Consider the following 16,506-nt stretch of genomic DNA (forward strand, 5'->3'; position numbering starts at 1 on the left):
TCCAGGAAGGGCCAAGGGGGCCCGCGGAAAGGCGACACAGGACGATGGGCATGGAACGGCGTACGTTCATCGCGGGCGGCACGGCCGCACTGGCCGCAACCGGACTGACCGGCTGCAGCTGGGGCGCGGGCAGGTCCACCGCCTCGGCGAGCACGGGCCCATCCTCGCTCACGTCCCTCAAGACCACCAGCGCCAACGCCGCCGCGAACTGGACGGCCCTCGCCCATGACCTGGACGGCACCCTGGTCCGCCCCGGCGACGCGTCCTGGAACACGGCCCACCAGCTGTACAACACCCGCTTCGACACCCTGAAGCCCGCCGCGGTCGCCTATGTGGCCCACGCCGGCGACATCCGTACGACCCTCGCCTTCGCCCATGCCCATGGCGTCCGGGTCTCCATACGCAACGGCGGCCACTCCTACGCGGGCTACTCCTCCGGCGACAACCGCCTCATCCTCGACGTGTCCCGGCTGAACCGCATACGCGCCTCCGGCGGACAGGCCGTCGTCGGCGCCGGGTCCAAGCTGATCGACGTCTACCGGGCGCTGGCCGCGAAGGGCGTGACCATACCCGCGGGCTCCTGCCCCACGGTCGGCGTCTCCGGCCTGGTCCTCGGCGGCGGCCACGGAGTCGCCTCCCGCGCCTACGGCCTGACCTGCGACAGCCTCACCCAGGCGACGGTCATCACGGCCGACGGCACTCAGGTGACGGCGAACGCGTCCTCACACTCCGACCTCTTCTGGGCGCTGCGCGGCGCCGGCAACGGCAACTTCGGCGTCGTCACCGAGCTGCAGTTCAGGACCCACCCGGCGCCGCAGGCGGTGACGGCGTACATGACATGGCCCTGGTCCAGGGCCGCGGCCGTGCTGAAGGCCTGGCAGGAGTGGGGCCCGAGCCAGCCGGACGAGATCTGGTCCTCCCTGCACCTGGCGTGCTCACCGGGCCGCACCCCCACCATCTCGGTGGCCTGCTTCTCCCTCGGCACCTACGGCGAACTGCAGAACGCGGTCGACCGCCTGGCCCACGCGGCCGGCGCCAACGCCTCCTCCGTCAGCCTGCGCCGCCGCGGCTACGAGGAAGCGATGGAGATCTACGCCGGCTGCTCCTCCTTCGCCACGGACGCCCAGTGCCACCTCCCGGGCTCCACCCCCGGCCGCTCCCCCCAGGGCCGCCTGGGCCGGGAGACGTACGCGGCCCGCTCCGACTTCTTCGACCGCTCGCTCTCGGCGGCGGGCATCCAGACGGTGCTGCGGCAGATCGCCTCGGTGCGGGGCGGCGCGGGCAGCATCGCGTTCACCGCCCTCGGCGGCGCGGTCAACCGCGTCTCCCCCACGGCGACGGCCTTCGTCCACCGCCGCTCCCGGATGCTGGCCCAGTACATCGCGTCCTGGGGCGCGGGGGCCTCCGGCGCCACGGCCCAGTCCTGGCTCACGTCGGCCCACCAGGCGATGGCCCCGTACGCCTCGGGCGCGGCCTACCAGAACTACACGGATCCCACCCTCTCCGACTGGCGGAAGGCGTACTACGGGGACGCGGTGACGCGGCTGGCGAAGGTGAAGAAGCAGTACGACCCGGGGCGGTTCTTCTCGTACGCGCAGGGGCTGTAGGGCCTGCAGCGCCTCTGGGGCTTCGCAGGGGGCCGGGCTACGCCGCCAGGTCCCGCTCCTCGGACTCCACTGAACGGCGGGCGCCGGGGACGAGCGGGACACCCGGTGCGGACCGGCGCCGTACGATCCACCCGGCCCGCGGCGACCGCTCCACCGCCCGCATCAAGGGCGTGAGCAGCGCCGAGGCCAGCGGGGACAGCAGCAGGACGACCGCCGTACCGAGGGCGAAGCCGCCGACGACGTCGGTCGGATAGTGGACGCCCATGAAGACCCGGCAGAAGCCCTCCAGCAGCGCAAGCCCGATCCCGGCGATGCCGAAACGGCGGTTGGCGACGAACAGCCCCACCCCCATGGCCATGGTGATCGTCGCGTGGTCGCTGACGAAGGAGAAGTCGGTCTTGCCGGAGACGAGGACGTCCAGCCCCTGGTGGGCCAGGAAGGGCCGGGGGCGTGCCACGAAGCCCCGGATCGGGATGTTCACCAGCACCGCGATACCGGCGGCGAGCGGCGCCCACACCAACGCGGCCACGGAGGACGCCGCGTCCTCGCCGCCCCGCCGCCGCACGGACGACCAGCACCACAGCACGAGCAGCACCATGGCGAGCAGCAGCCCGTACTCACCGACGAACTCCATGGCCCGGTCGAACCAGTGGGGCGCGTCCTTGGCCAGGCCATTGATGTCGTAGAGCAGCTCGACGTCGGGGTTCGATCCGGATTCGGCGAGTACAGCCATGGTGCTGCGGCCCCTTCGTCGTCTACCGGACGCACCTCGTGTGCGCCGCTCCTACCCCCGTGGTGCGTAGATCCGCTTCCGCTGCACTGCCGTACTGCCCGTACTGACGTCCGCTCGGCTACGTCAACAGGAACGCACGGTCACCATCAATACGTTCCACTCTCCACTGAATGATCACGCAGACGTTATCGAAGAGAGACTCATCACCGCAGCTCAGGGGGTTGGTTCACGCTCGGTCACACCGTCTCAAACCGTCGTGGGGAGCGCTTTTGCGCCATCTTCGGTGACGCGGGTGGCGCCGAAGTAGTCCCCCGTGTCGATCGGATCGAACCGAATGACCGCTCCGGTCCTCGGCGCGTCGATCATGTACCCGCCGCCCACATAGATCCCCACGTGATGGATGGCCCGCGAGTCGCTGGGATCGGTGGAGAAGAACACGAGGTCACCCGGGAGCAACTGATCCCGTGACGGATGCGGCCCGGCGTTGTACTGGTCATTGGCCACACGCGGCAGCGTGATCCCGACCGTCGCGTACGCGGCCTGCGTCAGCCCCGAGCAGTCGAACCGCCCACCCTGCTCGGCAGACCCCTCCCCGCCCCACAGATAGGGCGTCCCCAGCTTCTTCTGCGCGAAGTCGATGGCACCGGCGGCTTGCCGGGTCGGGTCGACGCGGGTGACGGGCGCGGCGAAGCTCTTCTCCAGAGTCGTGATCGTCTTCACGTAGTTCCGGGTCTCCTGGTACGGCGGTACGCCCCCGTACTTGATCACCGCGTAAGCACCCGCGTTGTAGGCGGCGAGCATGTTCTCCGAGACGTTCCCGGGCACGTCCTTGACGTACTTGGCGAGTTCGCAGTCGTACGCGGCGGCCGACGGAATCGCGTCGTTCGGGTCCCAGACGTTGCGGACACCATCGCCGTTGCCGTCGACCCCGTGCGTCGCCCACGTCCCGGGGATGAACTGCGCTATCCCCTCCGCCTTCGCCGGGCTCTGGGCGTTGGGGTTGAAGCCGCTCTCCTGGTACAACTGGGCGGCCAGCAGGGCGGGGTTGAGGGCGGAGCACATATTGCCCCACTTCTGCACCAGTGTCTTGTACGCCGCCGGAACAGCTCCCTTGGCCAGTCCCACACTGCCCGAGCCGACGCCGTTGGCGAGGTTGCCGGCGACGACGTACACCCCCACGACGAGCAGCATCACGAAGCTCAGGCCGAGCCCGACGGCCGCCCCACCGATCACCCATACCTTCCGCACGGTTCAACTTTCCCCCATGCGGCTACGGTTCACTGCCAATGCTGAAGAAAATGGCGGCATGTCACCACTGTTGACGTAGCTGCTCTCCTGATTGCGGATCAGGACCTCAGGGGCGCTGTAACCGGGTGTGCCCGGAGTGAACCCGGTCTGGGTCAGGGCCGTGTCCTCGGTTCCGCGGGCGATGCCGAAGTCGATGAGCAGTGGTCCCTGCGGCGAGAGGATGACGTTCTGCGGCTTCAGATCCCGATGCGTCACCCCATGCCCATGGACGGCCGCGAGGCCCTCGGCAAGGGCAGCGAAGAGGCTGCGGCAGGTCTCGACGGGCAGGGGGACCCCGTTCGGCGACCGCCTGGGCGAGGGTGGGGCCGGTGACGTACTCCGTGGCCAGCCAGTACGGTGCGCTGTCCAACGAGGAGTCAATCAGGTTGGCGGTGTATGCACTCCGGACCGCCCGCGCTGTCTCCACCTCGCGCCGGAAACGCGCCAGCGCCTCGGGATGCCCGGTAATCTCGTCCCGGATCACCTTGATGGCGACGAGCCGCCCACCGGGCGACCGCCCGAGATAGACCTGCCCCATCCCACCCGCCCCGAGCCGGGCGAGCAGCGTGTGCGTGCCTATGTGCGTCGGATCCTGGGGCTTGAGTGCGTCCACGGACACACCCTGCCATGAAGATCAGTTGGCCGTCCGAGGTGTTTCACTGATCGCTGGTCGCGGCCCCTGTTTGACGCGCGGCTTACCCGTACACCGGGAAGTCACCAGTGCCGACCTCAGCTCCGAACGGCTCGGGCAACGGCACCGGCTCCCCGAACTTTCCCGGCAGCACGTCCTGGTAGGCGCCGTTGTCAGGCCGGCTGTGCAGGGCCCAGGTGGCCTTGCGCGGGTCGATGACGAGCAGGAGAGGGACGCGCGCTACGGCATACCAGTCGGCCTTGTCACGGATGTCCCGGGACTTCTCGGAGGAGGAGATGACCTCGACGGCGAGTGCGGCGTCCTCGGACGCGGCCAGCCAGTCGTCGTCGTCTTCCCACTCCATGGGCAGAACGATCAGATCCGGCGTCACATAGTCGTCCGGGTCGTCGGCGAGGGCGATCGAGGACACCTCGTACACATCCAGCCCGTCGGGAAGGGCCATGCCCTCGAGCTGTCGTCGCAACCGCTTCACCACACCCGCGTGCTTACCACGCGGAGTCGGGGACATCACGATCTTCCCTCCCACGATCTGCGCCCGCAGACCCGTCGCTTCCTCGATGCTCTCCGCGACCTCGCGCAGGTTCCCCGACCGGGAATGCGGGGCGCCCCAGGTGCCGGACGACACGGACATGGCTCGCTGCCTCCGTCCTTCCGCCTCGGTGGCATCATCGGCCGACCGAGCGGGTTCGGTGGGAGGCCCGACGTCCCGCTCGGCTTCGCACCCAAGGTACTGGGCAGCCTCCCGCCCCGCCTCTGCACTGCGCACCCTCACCGCCGCCACGGCATCCTCCCTGACACTCTGGCCGCACCCGATTACGGTACGTCACGGCTCTGACAATCCGCCCACAGCAGCTTGCCGCCCCTGGACGCGCCCAGCTCCCGCAGCACGGAAACACCCCAGGAGTCGGCGCAGGCCCGCACGAGCTGCAGCCCCCGCCCGCATTCGGCGTCCTCCGGTACGCCCTCGGGCGCAGCGTCGGCGGCGAAGCCGGGCGGCACGCGCGGGTCACTGTCCCAGACACCCACCGTCAGCCGCCCTGGCTCCCTGCCGAGGAGACGCAGGCCGTACGGGCCGGAAGTGTGCAGATGCGCGTTGGCGAGCAGCTCGGCGGCCACGAGTTCGGCGGCGGGGGTGAGCGAGGAGAAGTCGTGCGCGGCGAGGACGGTACGGAGGGTTGCGCGGGCGATCCCCGGTGCGCGTGGATCGCGGGGAAGGTGGAGGGTGTAGGCCCAGGGCGGGGATACGGTGGGCATCGAAGTCTCCAGTCGAGGAGGGGGGTTGAGGTGCGGTTGTTCGATTGCCCAGTGGCCTGCCGTCCCGTCGGTCGGTGCGCTTCTGAGCGAGGGGCCCAGTTGTAAGGTAGCGGCGTTCGGCTAATGCATTAGCCGAATATCGGGATCCGTATTAGCTTTCACCTGTGTGGGTGACCGGAGCGCCAAGGAGGCGGCAAGCCCGTGAGAAGCAGTCCGACGGGTCGTCAGCTTCGGCTCGGTGCCGAGCTGCGGAAACTGCGCGAGCGCGCGGGACTGACTGCCACGGAGGCCGGTCAACTGCTCGGCGTGAAGCAGAACCAGATCAGCAACACGGAGGCCGGGCGCATTGGGGTGAGCGCTGAACGGGTACGCACGCTCGCCTGCCATTACGACTGCGCCGATGAGGCCCTCGTCCAGGCACTCGCCGCCATGACCTCCGAACGGACACGCGGCTGGTGGGAGCAGTACCGCGAAGTGCTCTCCGGTCCACTCATCGATCTGGCAGAGCTGGAGCACCACGCGCATTCACTGCGCGACTCCACCACAGCTCGCATCCCCGGCCTGCTCCAGACCCGCGAATACGCACTCGAGATCTTCCGGCAGGCGGTCACCGAACTGTCGCCGCCCGACATCGAGCACCGGCTGTCGTTCCGCATCAAACGACAGGCGATCCTCTTCCGCGAGGACGACCCGACTCCGTACGAGGCGATCATCCACGAGGCTGCCCTGCGCATGAAGGTCGGCGGCTCCACGGTTGCCCGGCAGCAGCTTCAGCACCTCCTCGACATGAGCGAGCGAGACCACATCACCCTGCGCGCCATCACCTTCGGCGTCGGCGCCTACCCGGGATCGGGGCAGTCGATCCACTACGCCCACGGCCCGGTGCCCCAGTTGGACACCGTCTATCTCGACCAGGCCCATGGGCTGGCGTTCCTCGACGCAGAGGCCCAACTGCACAAATACCGCACGCTGTTCGGCCGGATCGACGCTGTCGCGCTCGTCCCGGAGAAGACCCGAGACCTCATCCACAACGTGATGCGTGAGCTGTGAAGGGATTCCCCATGACCCCGCACTGGCAGAAGTCGTCGTATTGCTCCGAGGGCGCCTCCTGCATACACATCGCCGCCACCCCCGGCACCATCCACCTCACCGAATCCTCCGACCCCACCGGAGCGATCCTCACCACAACCCCCGCCGCTTTCGAAGCCCTCCTCACCGCCCTCAAGAAGGAACCGGCCCCCACGAGCCGGGACGACAACGGCGACGCCCCCCTCCGCCTCCGTTCCGCGGACAACGTCGTCACGACCACCCGCCACAAGTGGAACGCCTTCGTACTCGGCGTACAGGCAGGCGAGTTCGACCACTTTGTCGCCACGTGCTGAGGAATCGAGCCAGCGCAGACGAGAATCCGTAGCCCCGTCTTCGAAGCACGGTCCCGGGAACGCGCCCGCTCCCGTCACCAGGGCAGCGGGTCAGGGCGGCGGTTCCACCACCAGCCGCGTTCCGAGGCTGCGCCCTCCGTGCGGGCCAGCTCCTTGTCGAGCAGACGGCTGGTGTCCTCCACTGTCAGCTCGACGAACAGGGCGTCCAGGGGTTCAAGAGCGTTCTGGAGCAGGGCAACTGCATTCTCAGGAAGTTGACCGCGTACCTGCTCCAGCTTGTCCCGCGATTCGAGACGCTGGCGGTAGAGATCGGACGGATACCAGCCGGAGGGTGCCCAAGACGCATCCATCTGCCGGACGAGTTTCTCCCAGGCCCCCAAGGAGCTTCGTGCCCGCCACAGCGGCGCTCCCGGGGTACCGGCCTCCTCCGGGTACAGACGCTGCAGGTGCGCCGCGAAAACGTCGCCGAGCGGGGTGGCGATCTTCGCTTCGCTGACCACTTCGGGGATACGGGCAACCGTGACATGAGGTAGCCGGCCGACGGGAGTCTCGACCCTGTCGATCGTGTAGTGGGCCTCTTCGTCGTCGGACTCATACACACGCGCTCGTGTAACGACCCCGTCCTCCGTGGCCAGCCAGTACGCGCTCGGCAGCATTTCCTCGGCATGGAAGAGAACCGCGGTACCTGCCGTGCGGGCGAGGGCGGAGGCCAGTTCGCGCTCGGTGGGCTGCGGGTGCACCGATTCCTGAACGTAAATGTCCAGGTACGTGGACACGTCACCGCAGACAGTCGCCTTCTCGCAGAACACCAGAGCGTCCCAGTTGCGCAACTCCTGGTCGGTGTCCTCGTCGGCGACGTCCACTTCCTGCACCTGCACGTGCAAGCACTGCGCGAGCGCCTCCGTGACGGCGTCGAGCGTCAGAAGCTTCACAGTGAGGAGGTTGTACGTCATTGCGGATAGGTCCCGTTGTAGATGTCCAGGGCCTTCTGTACGGCCTGTGGGTTGTTTACAAAGCGCGGGGCATGGGCCAACTGAGGTGCCGCACTGATGTCACCCTTGGCCTTGGAGATCTGCTGGAGGGCGGCGTATTCGTTCCGGTCGAGCTTAGCGATGCCCGTGCCGCTGTCGGGATACACCCTGCCTGTGGGTTCGACTCCATACGTGCGCCCGTTGACCTCGTAACGAGAAGTCTGATCATTCCAGACGCCCCTACCGGCCGCGATGTCAGCGATGTCCTGATTGACCTGCTGCTCGTAGCCGCGGAGGATGACACTGTTCGCCTCGACAATCTTGCCGGTGTGCGCTGCGCCTGAGACCGTATGGCGAGCGTTCGGGGTCATCAAATTCTTGCCGGCCGCAGGCCCCTCAACGCCATCGGCTACAGGCCATGGCCCTCTTCCCGGCCCGGTCCCCCCTGCGTCGGAGTCACCAACCCTCATCGCATAGCGATCACCGGCCGCAAGGTCACCGGGGACTTCCGCAAGATCCCCCGGAATCCCGGCCAGGGCCATACGAGGGCCGCCGAGACCAACATCGATGCTGTCGAAGAAGCTGCTCAACCCTCCGGCTCGAGCAACCCGGTAAGTCGCACCGGCCCCTCCCAGGAGGCCCCCGGTGATGGCACCGTCCACGCCCGCGTCGCGGGCCTCGTCGATGCTGAGTCCGCCCTTCTGCTCGCCGAGCGCGATAGACATCGGCTGGGTAAGGGCGAGGTTCACGGCGACGGATTCGACGCCGGCGAACGCCGCGGTCGCCAAGGTGGTACTGGCGATGGCGGCGATCTCCTCGGACACCGCGACACCCAGGCTGGCTGCAGCGTCCGCGATTCCGGCCGCCACCGCCACGGCGGCGTCCTCGGACAAGCTGAACGTGACGACGGAGAGTACGCCGCCGACCACAAGCGTGGCACCGGCGATCTCCAGCTCGTGCTCCAGCTTCTTCTTCACCCCGTGGATGAAATCCGCGTACGCGTCCAGCGCCTTGGCCATGTCACGGGCGGCGTCGGCGAGATCCTTCAGCCAGCCGCGCTTGTCGTAGTAGTAGCGGCGCCAGAACGGGTCCTCGAAGGCCGAGATGGCCTCGCCCTTGTTGTGCTCGATGATGGTGCGGGCCGCGTTGTTGGCACCCGAGGTGACCTTCTCCACGTCGTCGGCGAAGTCCCGCCACGTCTTCGCCGCGTCCCGCAGCCCGCCCTCGTCCGCAGCCGGCCACCACATGCCGGTCATGTCCTGGACGATCTTGCGGGCCTTGTCCGCGACGCTCACTGGTGCGCGCCCTTACCGCCGTGGTCGACGTGGATCCGACTGAACATGCTGCGGACCAGCTCTTCGTTGTCGATGTGGCCGTCCGCCATGTCGACCATGGCCTCGCGGATACTGGCCAGACCGTCGACCAGGATCTGGGTGGCGCGTTCGATCTGCGTCACGTGCGGGCCGTACACCTTGTGGAACTTCTGCCCCTGCTCGTCGTCACCCCATGGCGCCCCGGCCGCCTCTAGGCCGTGCTTCAGCTTGGTCAGAGCGTGTGCAAGAGCAACGCTTTCATCGTGGAAGTGCGGCGCGGTCGCCTTGAGATCATCGATCTTGATGTCGAGTATCTTTCCGCTGTCGCCCATGACTTGGCGTTCCCCCTCCGTTGACTACCCGGAAGTTCGACTCTAGCCAGCGGTGTTTCGTTCACGACTGCGAGCTGCGCCAAAGCAGGGTAAAGATCAGGTGGCTCGCCGTGAGTCATCTCACTCCCGCAGAGGCCGGACGACCTCACCCCCGCAACTGAACCGGCGTCACCCGAGGCGGGAGCCCGGCTCGCCCACCTCGTTCATCTGCGTGCCCGAGGGGTAACGGGCACATTCGGCATAGGCGGCGGCCTGGAGGCGGCCCCCGCCGACCCGTCAGACTCGGCCCGCGCCCCGCCTCCCCCACCTCAGGCCCGCAACCCCTCCAGCACCACCGTCCGCAACTCCCCGTACCGCTCCGCCAGATCGGCCCGACGGCTGAGGACGTCGGAGATGTGCTGCATGCCGAAGAACGCGGAGACGAGCACCCGGGCCGCCGAGCGCGGGGTGACGCCGGGGCGCAGTTCGCCGGCCTTGTCCATCGCCTCGACCAGCCCGGTGAGATAGTCCTCCCAGCCGACGTACGGCTCGGGCAGGTCCGCGTCGATCAGCGACCGCTCGATCTGCAGCCGCGCACCCGCCTGCACCACCACATCGTCGCGGAAGGCCCCGGTGACCCGGTCCAGCACCGCGACGAGCGCCTCGTACGGCGGCAGTTCGCCGGCCGAGACCTCCGCCAGCAGCACCGGCCAGCGGGCGTAGTGCTCCTGCACCACGGCGACGGCGAGGTCTTCCTTGTTCTTGTAGTGGAAGTACACCGCCCCCTTGGTCATGGACGCCCGCTCGGCGACGTCCTGCAGCGTCACCGTGGCGTAGCCGCGCTCGGCGAAGAGTTCGGCCGCCATCTGGAGGATCTGCGCCCTGGTCCGCCGCGCCCGCTCCTGCTTCGGCTCCGCCCTGCTGGTTTGCATGTCGCTCCACCTTCCCCATGTTCTGCGTTGCAATATACATTCTCGAAGGTATATTTCTTGGCGGGGGGCCGCGTAAGGCCGAAGAGTCACGAAGGTCCCCTTTGCGCGTACGCATTCAGCCTTGGGGGGAAACAGGCATGTCTGTCAGCACGCTCCGGTCCACATCCGCGTCCGCGTCCGCCGAGGACGCCCGCGCCGCGCTCACCTTCGACCGCACGGTCCCGCGGCAACTGGTGCACCGCGCCTCCGTCACCGAGGTCTTCCTCACCGACGGCGCCCCGGTCGCCACCGACCGCTTCGTGGTGGGCGCCCAGTGGCCGCGCCACCACGCGCTCTACCACCCCGACCCGTCCGGCCGCTGCGACTTCATGCTGCTTGCCGAAACGGTCCGGCAGGCCGGGATCTTCCTGCTCCACCGGTACTACGACGTCCCGCTCGGCCACCACTTCGTCTTCAAGTCGCTCGACCTGCACATCAGCGATCTCGACGCCCTCCGCGTGGGCGGCACCCCGCTCGGCGCCGTCCTGGACGTCACCGTCGCCTCGACCGCCACCTCCGACGCCCGCCGCTTCGACGCCCGGCTCGACATCACCATCGAGGTCGACGGCCGGCCCTGCGCCTACGGTTCGGTCGCCGTCGTCGTGGTCGACGCGCGTCGCTACGGGGTCATACGGCACCGCGGCCGCGACATCGTCGGCAGCACCCCGGCAACTCCGGCAACCCCGGCGGCCTCGGAAGCCCCGGGCACGGCGGCCCCTTCGACCGCACCCGTCATCGCCGGCCGCCAGGACGCCAACGTGCTGCTGCGCACCGCGACCGACGCCGACTCCTCGACCTGGCTGCTCCACGTCGACCTGCGGCACCCGGGGTACTTCGAACACCCTTCCGACCACGTGCCCGGCATGATGCTGCTGGAGGCGTTCCGCCAGGCGGGCCATCTGACCGCGGCCCGCGACTGTGCCCTCACCGCGCTCCAGGCCCGGTTCCTGTCCTTCGGGGAGCTGTTCCAGCCCATCGTCATCCGCTCGGCCACCGGCCCCGAGGGGCTGCTGCGCCTCACCGCCGTCCAGGGCGAGCGCACCCTCGCCGAGGCCGACGCCCTCTTCGTCCGGGCCTGACGGGACCGACAGGACTGATGGGACTGACAGGACCCGGCATGGACATCCAGCGCCTGCGTACCTTCCGCGAGGTCGCCCGCGAGCTGAGCTTCACCCGCGCGGCCCGCAATCTGCACTACTCCCAGCCGACCATCACCGCCCAGATCAAGGGCCTGGAGGAGGCCGTGGGCCAGCCGCTGTTCGTCCGCCGCGGCAACCGCGCCGTCGAACTGACCCCGGCGGGCGCCCGGTTGTGCCCGTACGCCGACCGAATCCTCGACCTCGTCGAGGCCGCCCGCACGGAACTGCGCTGCGACACCCGGCCCACCACGGCCACCACGCACGCCGCCCACGCTTCCCTTCTTCCGCAGAGGTTTCCCGACTCATGACCACGACGACCGACCCCGACAGACCTGACACCGCCGCCTTCTTCGACGTCGACGAGACGCTCATCTCCTGCAAGAGCATGCTGAGCTTCCTCGCCTTCCACTGGGACCGTGAGGGCCGCGCCCCCGCCCGTCTCACCGCGGCCCGCGCCGCCCTCGGCCACCAGCTCCGCTCGGGCGTCCCCCGGGAACAGGTCAACCGCGCCTACTACCACCTGCTGCGCGGCAGCCACGAGCGGGACCTGGAGGAGAGCGGCCGGCTGTGGTTCGCCCGCGAACACGCCCGCGGCCTCTTCCACCCACCGGTCCGCGAGGCCTTGAGGCACCACCACCGCGCCGGACACCTCACGATCCTGCTGTCCGGCTCCTTCGCCGCCTGCCTGGCCCCCATCAGCCGGTCCGTCGGCGCCGACCTGCTCATCTGCACCACGCCCGAGGTCACCGACGGCATCCTCAGCGGCGACCTCGTCGACCGCCCCATGATCGGCGACGCCAAGGCGGACGCGGCCCACCGTGTCATGACGGCCTTCGGCCTCGACCCCGCCGACTGCCACGCGTACGCGGACGACGCCAGCGATCTGCCCCTGCTGAGCAGCGTGGGCCACCCGGTGGTCGTAGGGAGTGACCCGGTCCTGACCGCCCGGGCCGCCCTCAGCAACTGGCCCCGCCTGCCGAGCCCGGCGTTGAGCGGTCTTCTGACGCCGGCCGCCTGACGGCCAGTCATTCCGTAGTTTCCCGCGCCTCGAAGAGAACGGCGGGGTCGCCGCCCCCGAAGGGGCGCGGGGAACTGCGCGACCGGCCACGGCACACCCGCACCCGCCGGCGAACCCGTCACTCCCCGAGCTGAGCCGCGCCCGACCCCGACAGCGCCAACAGCACGGACTCCCAGAGCTCGGCGGAGTCCCCGGCCGAGGCCCACGCGGTGCCCTGCACGCCCACCACCAACGCCACCACCATCCGCGCCAGCACCTCCGGCCGGTGCCCCGCGTCGATCCGCCCCTCCCGCTGCGCCTCCAGGATCAACTCCCTCACCCGGCATCTCAGCTCACCGAGGGGCGTCGGCTCCGTACGCTCCACCCGCGCCGTATCCGTCGTCAGCCGCAACCCCGCGGCGAACCGCACGTCCTCGTCCATCCTGCGGGCCAGCCCCACGGTCAGTTCCCGCAGCGAAGTCCCGGCCGAGGCCAGCACCTTGTCCCACGCCTCCTCGAAACCCCGGGTCAGCTCCTCGGCCAGCTCCGCCTTCGAGGCGAAGTGGCCGTAGAGCGCGCCCTTGGTGAGGCGGGCGCGGGCGGCGATGTCGGACAGGTTCGTGCCCGCGAATCCGTGGAGGACGAACTCGGCCGCCGCCGTGTCGAGAAGCAGCTCGTGTGTCCGTCGTGCTCTGTCCTGCTTCACCTCGTCCGTCCCCGTGTCGACCGATGTACTCACCAAGAAAATACCTTCCCGATCGAATTTTTTTCTACCCGTCTTCCGAGCGTCTCCAGAGAGGCAGCCATGACCACCACCGTCCCCGCGCTTCCCACCGCGCTTCCCAACACCCTCCCCGCCGTCCTTCCCCTCGCCCCGAACCTCGTGTCCGGCCTCGCCGCGCGGCACGCCCGCGCCTCCGAGGAGGCCGCCCGTCTGCACCCCGAGGTGGTCGCCGCCCTGCCCGCCGCCGGATTCGCACGCCACTTCGTTCCGCGCCGCTGGGGCGGACGGGCGGGCGGCTTCACCGAGTTGGTGAACGCGGTGGCCGCCGTGGGCGAGGCCTGCGCGTCCACCGCGTGGTGCTGCGCCCTGCTGGCCGGGCACGGTCGGCTGGCGGCCCATCTGCCCGAGGCGGCCCAGGCCGAGTTGTGGGCGGACACCCCCGACACGCCGATCGCGGCGGCCGTCGTACCGCCCGCCGGCCGGCTCACCCGGGTGCCCGGCGGCTGGCGGCTCACCGGCGGTTGGTCCTTCGCCAGCGGCATAGAACACGCCGACTGGATCCTGCTCGCCACTCTCGACGAACGACCGGCGGGCAGACCCACCGCTCCGTTCGACGAGCAGCCGACCGAACCGCCCACCACCCTCACCCAGCAGCCGACCGCAGCGCCCACCACCCCCGACCGGCAGCCGACCGCAGCGCCCACCACCCCGAACCGACCGCCGACCGAACCGCCCACCACCCCCAACCGACCGCCGACCACAGCGCCCACCACCAACCAGCAGCCGCAGCCCCCCACAACACCCCCCGCCTACCGCATCCTGCTGCTCCCCCGCGCCGACATCCGCGTACACCGCACCTGGGACAGCGTCGGTCTGCGCGGCACCGGCAGCCACTCGGTCTCCGTCGAGGACGCCTTCGTCCCGGAGCACCGCAGCTGTCTGCGCGACACCCTGATGACGGGCGTGCCCGAGGCCGACGCGGCGCCCTGCCACCGGGTGCCGTACACCCTGGTCGCCGCGCTGCTGTTCTGCGCGCCCGGGCTCGGTGCGGCGCGCGGTGCCCTGGACGCGTGGACCGCGCTGGCCCGTGAGCGCGGCGGGCCGGGGGACCCCGGTGTGCAGCAGACGTTCGCCCGCTGCTCGGGCGAGATCGACGCGGCCGCGCTGCTGCTCCAGGCGGCGGCGCAGCGCGCGGACCGCGCGGCGCTCACCCCGGCCGCCGCCTTCGAACCGGAGACGGCCGCGTGCAACCAGCGGGACGCCTCGCTCGCCGCCGGCATGCTGACCGGCGCGGTGGAGCAACTGTTCCGGACGGCCGGCAGCCGCGCCCTGGACCGTTCGAATCCGCTGCAGCGGGCCTGGCGCGACCTGCACGCCGTGGCGGCGCACGGCGCCCTCCAGCCGGGGTCGGCGGCAGCGGCGTACACGGCCGGCGTGTTTTCGCAGGTCAGAGGATGATCGCTTGAGGCCGTCGGCCGCTGTCATCAGCGTTCCCGATAATAATTGATACCTTCGCGAAGGTTTTGTTTCATGGGACTCATGACCGAACCCACCAGCTCCACTCCCGACGACGGGGAGCGCGCTCCGGCGCCCTCCCCCGGGCGTCAGGCGTCCCTGCCCGGGCGTCACGGGGCGAGCCGGACGCCGCTGGCCGATGCCGTGCTCGCGGTGGCCCGCCGGGACATCGCCTCCTTCCACGCCCTTCCGCTCTCCCACGGCCGATCGATCCGCGACTCCCGCGTCCGGGAGTCCTACGAGGCCCTCTTCGGCGCGGCCCAGCTCGCCGCCGACGTGTCGTACAGCGGCACGATGCTCGACTCCTTCTTCCGGCCGCGCGGCCCGCTCCGCGAGGCCCAGCGGCTGGCCGCCGCCGGCTTCGGCGCCGACGCCACGTTCTTCCTGTCGACCGGCACCAGCACCGCCAACCGGGTCGCCCTGACCGCGCTGGCCCGTCCCGGCAGCCGGGTGCTCGCCGACCGCAGCTGCCACCAGTCCGTGCACTTCGCGCTCGGCGCCCTCGGCGTCGACGTCACCTACGCGCCCATGCAGCGCTGCTGCGCCGACTGCCCGCGCACCTTCGGCGACCTGCCCCGGCTGCTGGAGACGTTCCGCACGGCGGTGCAAGAGGGGCGGCCGTACGACACGGTCGTGCTGTCCGCGGTGTCGTACGACGGTGTCCGCTACGACCTGCCGACGGTGCTGGCCCACCTGGCCGCCGCCCACCCGACGGTGTCCGTGCTGGTCGACGAGGCCTGGGGCGCGGTGCACCGCTTCCACCCGCAACTGCGGCCGCTCACCGCGCTGCACGCGGTGGAGCACCTGCGCCGCACCGGGGGCCCGCTGCCGCTCGCGGTGGCCGTGACGCACTCCGCGCACAAGTCGATGTCGGCGCTGCGGCAGGGTTCGTATCTGCATCTGATCGGCGACGGCGAGGCCCAGGAACGCACCGCGCAGGCGCTGTTCCAGCACCACACCACCTCGCCGAGCTGGCCGGTGCTGGCCAGTCTGGACCTGGCCCGGCTGCAGGCCGAGACCGAGGGCGAGCAGCTGCTGGAGCGGTCGCTGAACCTGGCCCGCACCCTGCGTGCCGAACTCGGCGGCGACCCGCGCCTGTCGGCGTACCGGGCGCTGGGCCCCGAGGGTCATCTGACGGACCCGGCGCTGCTGGTGAGCGACGACCCGACCCGGGTGCTGGTGGACATCAGCGCGCTCGGCATCACCGCGGCCGACTTCCGCCGGATCCTCTTCGACGACTACGCCCTGTACGTGGCCCGGGAGAGCGGCGACGCCGTGCTCTTCCACGTCCACATCGGCGTCGACGAGGCCACGCTGCTGCGGCTGCTGGAGGCGCTGCGCACCATCCAGCGCACCTACCGCACCGCGTCCGCGGCCCTGACCCAGGGCACCTCGGACCACTTCATCATCGCCTACCCGCCCGGCATCCCCATCACCGTGCCCGGCGAGCGGCTGTGCGACCGCACCCTCGGCGAGATCGACGCGCTGCGCTCCAGCGGCTGCGAGATCTACACCCTCCACCAGCCGGGCGCCTCCACGGCCGCGTACGGCGTCCCCTCGGGACCGGCCGTCCCCGCGACGCCCGCCCCCACCCCCACCGCCGCTGTTACCGCTGCTCCCGCAATCCCCGCCGGAAGGAAGTGACCGTCC

Annotated in this window: 18 protein-coding genes and 1 pseudogene; 8 read left to right on the plus strand and 11 right to left on the minus strand. The window is 70.0% G+C overall.

The features are described 5' to 3' along the window. Positions 1–50 precede the first annotated feature (50 nt). Complete coding sequence (locus tag ACZ418_RS14805) at positions 51–1,607, plus strand: FAD-binding oxidoreductase (protein WP_468362249.1); 1,557 nt, start codon at positions 51–53, stop codon at positions 1,605–1,607. Between the two features lie 37 nt (positions 1,608–1,644). Here the strand turns inward: ACZ418_RS14805 and ACZ418_RS14810 are convergent, their stop codons facing one another. The 6 genes and pseudogenes from ACZ418_RS14810 to ACZ418_RS14835 form a co-directional block, all read right to left on the minus strand. After that, positions 1,645–2,340, minus strand: coding sequence for a phosphatase PAP2 family protein (locus ACZ418_RS14810; RefSeq protein ID WP_468362251.1), 696 nt, complete (start codon positions 2,338–2,340; stop codon positions 1,645–1,647). Between the two features lie 246 nt (positions 2,341–2,586). After that, the gene (locus ACZ418_RS14815; protein WP_468362347.1) at positions 2,587–3,531 is read right to left on the minus strand and encodes a C40 family peptidase; all 945 of its coding nucleotides are present in this window, start codon (positions 3,529–3,531) and stop codon (positions 2,587–2,589) included. 60 nt (positions 3,532–3,591) lie between these two features. After that, the gene (locus ACZ418_RS14820) at positions 3,592–4,008 is read right to left on the minus strand and encodes a protein kinase domain-containing protein (RefSeq protein ID WP_468362253.1); all 417 of its coding nucleotides are present in this window, start codon (positions 4,006–4,008) and stop codon (positions 3,592–3,594) included. After that, positions 3,980–4,165, minus strand: a pseudogene (locus ACZ418_RS14825) (serine/threonine-protein kinase); the annotation flags it as partial. The gene ACZ418_RS14820 and the pseudogene ACZ418_RS14825, both read right to left, overlap by 29 nt. A 157-nt stretch (positions 4,166–4,322) precedes the next feature. Next, complete coding sequence (locus tag ACZ418_RS14830) at positions 4,323–4,910, minus strand: Uma2 family endonuclease (protein ID WP_468362255.1); 588 nt, start codon at positions 4,908–4,910, stop codon at positions 4,323–4,325. A 182-nt stretch (positions 4,911–5,092) separates the two neighbouring features. After that, the gene (locus ACZ418_RS14835) at positions 5,093–5,533 is read right to left on the minus strand and encodes an ATP-binding protein (protein WP_468362257.1); all 441 of its coding nucleotides are present in this window, start codon (positions 5,531–5,533) and stop codon (positions 5,093–5,095) included. A gap of 201 nt (positions 5,534–5,734) precedes the next feature. On the opposite strand from ACZ418_RS14835, the gene ACZ418_RS14840 reads away from it, so the two are divergent. Both ACZ418_RS14840 and ACZ418_RS14845 read left to right on the plus strand, forming a co-directional pair. After that, the gene (locus ACZ418_RS14840) at positions 5,735–6,583 is read left to right on the plus strand and encodes a helix-turn-helix domain-containing protein (protein WP_468362259.1); all 849 of its coding nucleotides are present in this window, start codon (positions 5,735–5,737) and stop codon (positions 6,581–6,583) included. Positions 6,584–6,594: 11 nt separating this feature from the next. Beyond that, on the plus strand, positions 6,595–6,915 hold the full coding sequence (locus tag ACZ418_RS14845; protein ID WP_468362261.1) for a DUF397 domain-containing protein: 321 nt from the start codon (positions 6,595–6,597) through the stop codon (positions 6,913–6,915). Between the two features lie 74 nt (positions 6,916–6,989). On the opposite strand, the gene ACZ418_RS14850 is transcribed toward ACZ418_RS14845, so the two are convergent. The 4 genes from ACZ418_RS14850 to ACZ418_RS14865 form a co-directional block, all read right to left on the minus strand. Next, a complete protein-coding gene (locus tag ACZ418_RS14850; protein ID WP_468362263.1) occupies positions 6,990–7,868 on the minus strand; it encodes a hypothetical protein in 879 nt (292 codons plus the stop codon). Next, positions 7,865–9,181: a WXG100-like domain-containing protein gene (locus ACZ418_RS14855; RefSeq protein WP_468362265.1), complete on the minus strand. Its 1,317-nt coding sequence runs from the start codon at positions 9,179–9,181 to the stop codon at positions 7,865–7,867. Before ACZ418_RS14855 ends, ACZ418_RS14850 begins: the two co-directional genes overlap by 4 nt. After that, positions 9,178–9,531, minus strand: a complete 354-nt coding sequence (locus tag ACZ418_RS14860; protein WP_468362267.1) for a hypothetical protein — start codon at positions 9,529–9,531, stop codon at positions 9,178–9,180. Before ACZ418_RS14860 ends, ACZ418_RS14855 begins: the two co-directional genes overlap by 4 nt. 308 nt (positions 9,532–9,839) lie before the next feature. Continuing rightward, positions 9,840–10,442: a ScbR family autoregulator-binding transcription factor gene (locus ACZ418_RS14865; RefSeq protein WP_468362269.1), complete on the minus strand. Its 603-nt coding sequence runs from the start codon at positions 10,440–10,442 to the stop codon at positions 9,840–9,842. A gap of 137 nt (positions 10,443–10,579) precedes the next feature. On the opposite strand from ACZ418_RS14865, the gene ACZ418_RS14870 reads away from it, so the two are divergent. From ACZ418_RS14870 to ACZ418_RS14880, 3 genes are read left to right on the plus strand one after another with little or no spacing between them, the layout of a single operon-like run. Further along, positions 10,580–11,560: a ScbA/BarX family gamma-butyrolactone biosynthesis protein gene (locus ACZ418_RS14870; protein WP_468362271.1), complete on the plus strand. Its 981-nt coding sequence runs from the start codon at positions 10,580–10,582 to the stop codon at positions 11,558–11,560. A gap of 38 nt (positions 11,561–11,598) precedes the next feature. Next, entirely contained in the window at positions 11,599–11,928 is a 330-nt protein-coding gene (locus tag ACZ418_RS14875; protein WP_468362273.1) for a LysR family transcriptional regulator, read from the plus strand. Continuing rightward, positions 11,925–12,638 carry an HAD family hydrolase gene (locus ACZ418_RS14880; RefSeq protein WP_468362275.1) on the plus strand — a complete coding sequence of 238 codons (714 nt, stop codon included), beginning with the start codon at positions 11,925–11,927 and terminating at the stop codon, positions 12,636–12,638. Before ACZ418_RS14875 ends, ACZ418_RS14880 begins: the two co-directional genes overlap by 4 nt. Before the next feature lie 118 nt (positions 12,639–12,756). Here the strand turns inward: ACZ418_RS14880 and ACZ418_RS14885 are convergent, their stop codons facing one another. Next, positions 12,757–13,356: a TetR family transcriptional regulator gene (locus ACZ418_RS14885; protein WP_468362277.1), complete on the minus strand. Its 600-nt coding sequence runs from the start codon at positions 13,354–13,356 to the stop codon at positions 12,757–12,759. A 66-nt stretch (positions 13,357–13,422) separates the two neighbouring features. On the opposite strand from ACZ418_RS14885, the gene ACZ418_RS14890 reads away from it, so the two are divergent. Continuing rightward, the gene (locus ACZ418_RS14890) at positions 13,423–14,799 is read left to right on the plus strand and encodes an acyl-CoA dehydrogenase family protein (protein WP_468362279.1); all 1,377 of its coding nucleotides are present in this window, start codon (positions 13,423–13,425) and stop codon (positions 14,797–14,799) included. 81 nt (positions 14,800–14,880) lie between these two features. After that, a complete protein-coding gene (locus ACZ418_RS14895) occupies positions 14,881–16,500 on the plus strand; it encodes an aminotransferase class I/II-fold pyridoxal phosphate-dependent enzyme (RefSeq protein ID WP_468362281.1) in 1,620 nt (539 codons plus the stop codon). The last annotated feature ends 6 nt before the right edge of the window (positions 16,501–16,506 follow it).

It is taken from the genome of Streptomyces sp. NPDC030820, assembly GCF_055572075.1.